Raw genomic sequence first — 2,066 nt, forward strand, 5'->3', positions numbered from 1 at the left:
GTTTTAGTACAGGATAAATATGCTCTAAAATTAAGGAAGAAAAGAGTTGCTTTTTACCTCAGTTCTTTGTTATATGCAGTGTTTTTTCCGCTATTCAAATAAAGGTTTCTTTTCCAATTTATATTCTTTAATTTTATTATTTGATAACAATTTTAAGCTAACTGAATCATTCTTTTTAAGAATATCCTTTAGAACACATAAATTATTTTTTATATTATTTATAGAAATAATTTTTGAATTTAATATCAGTTTATTTTGTGTGGCTGGTGTATTTTCTATAATTGAATTTATTATAATATCTCCGTTTTTATCATAGCTAATATCAAAACCAAATGTTTTATCGACAAAATTTGATTGCTGATCGTATGGCTCCAAAATTAATAATTTATTAGGCCAACTTACCGTTGTTTTAAATTTTTTAAAGAAACCCAAACCTAATAAGTTTAATGAATTAGGATTTGTAGAGAATGAAAAGTTTAGTATTTCAAAATTTGAATTCAAAATAAGCGTATCAGATAGGTATTTTTTTTCTTTTGACATTGAAAACTCCTTTTGTCCTAATCCACTTAATTGGGTTCCGATTATTTTTTTAAATCTTAGATTTAGAGAATCTCTATACATTTCAGATTCTTCTATACTTAAGTTTCCATTGTTACCTAAATCTATCTTTACTTTTGTGGAAGAAGCTTTTGATGCAAGTTTAATTGGTAGTTCTAAATGGTGACTAAATTGATTTTCTTTTAATTTCAGTTCAATTTTGTGATTTCCTAAGTTTAAATTTTCTAACGTTTTTGTAACTATTATGATTTTATTTTTAAAATCAATCTGCCAATTAAAATTATGCATTAATCCTAAACCTATTATCCCGTAAATATTCTGCATACAATCGAAATTGTGATTAATTTCTTGTGCATTGAAATTTTTTAATTTCAGAGATCTAATATTTATGCTATTTATTTTTTTAATTTTGGAAAGAAAATAGTTCCCACTAGCACCTTTTCCAATGGCATAACCGTTACTCTCAAAATTAAATTTATTAATATTCGGGTTGAAGACCATATTTGAAGCACCGCTATCTAAAATAAATGGATATGTTTTTTTACTACCTTGAATACTGACATCAATTAGTATATGACCTGAATTTGAATAATAAAATGGAATAGTATCTTTAACAAAAGAATTATTAAATTTTACAGTTTCTAATTTCTTATAATTTCTGTATTGTGTGAAAATAGCAAAAACAGAAACTGATAATAAAATCAAAATAGTTATGCTTATAATTTTAAAAATTCTTTTCACAAATACTTTAATATATTAGTTAGAATTTTTTTGGACATTGCATATAACGGTCTTTTATAATTACCCAGCTAAGGGAATTTGGAAAATAAAGATAGTAAAAAGAACTGACTTTGACGCGTGAGCGTCTGTGTCCGCAGGACACAGAACCTTAGTTGGAATTATACGTTGTTGTAACCAGTTTTTTTTAATGCCTTAATTCGATTTTTTTTACATCGCTTACTTCTCGATTTTTGAATGTTATTTTCAAACTATTGAATTGCCACCCTAATCCAGCACCTGATGTACCCAAATCATATATCCAAATATTTGTAGAGTCTTTAATGTCTGGTTTTCCAATTAATTGAATCAACTCTTGTTTAGTTTTACTTTTTAAAATATTACTATTAACAATATCATCACGCATTTCATACCTAGACAATTTGTTTGCAAACCATTTATCTTGATTAAAATCTTTTTGAGGTTCGTGAAATAAATAACTGAAAAATAAAAATATAAAAACTAAGTAGAGTATTGGACTTATTATTAAGCTTAATAGAAATGATGAGATATTCCTTTTACTAGAATCTGTTATCCGTTTTTTTAAAATCCATCTAATAAAGAAGAATGTTGGAATTAAAATTAATAATATTATGATTGGAACTTCAGTACTCATTTTTTGTTATAAATTGGTTACAACGGTCTTGTATAATTACCCAGCTAAGGGAATTTGGAAAATAAAGATAGTAAAAAGAACTGACTTTGACGCGTGAGCGTCTGTGTCCGCAGGA

Annotated in this window: 2 protein-coding genes; both read right to left on the reverse strand. The window is 26.2% G+C overall.

What is annotated here, in order from left to right; genetic code table 11:
* Positions 1-90: 90 nt before the first annotated feature.
* Positions 91-1,299, reverse strand: coding sequence for a pepsin/retropepsin-like aspartic protease family protein (locus G551_RS0112230; protein ID WP_169558818.1), 1,209 nt, complete (start codon positions 1,297-1,299; stop codon positions 91-93).
* 184 nt (positions 1,300-1,483) lie between these two features.
* Complete coding sequence (locus G551_RS0112235) at positions 1,484-1,951, reverse strand: hypothetical protein (RefSeq protein ID WP_027885829.1); 468 nt, start codon at positions 1,949-1,951, stop codon at positions 1,484-1,486.
* Positions 1,952-2,066: the final 115 nt, after the last annotated feature.

This window comes from Mesonia mobilis DSM 19841, assembly GCF_000423405.1.
GTDB classification, from domain to species: Bacteria; Bacteroidota; Bacteroidia; order Flavobacteriales; family Flavobacteriaceae; genus Mesonia; species Mesonia mobilis.

Bases quoted from the DNA above. Each gene is read 5' to 3' on its own strand.
- G551_RS0112235 (WP_027885829.1), bottom strand. From the start codon at position 1,951: ATGAGTACTGAAGTTCCAATCATAATATTATTAATTTTAATTCCAACA.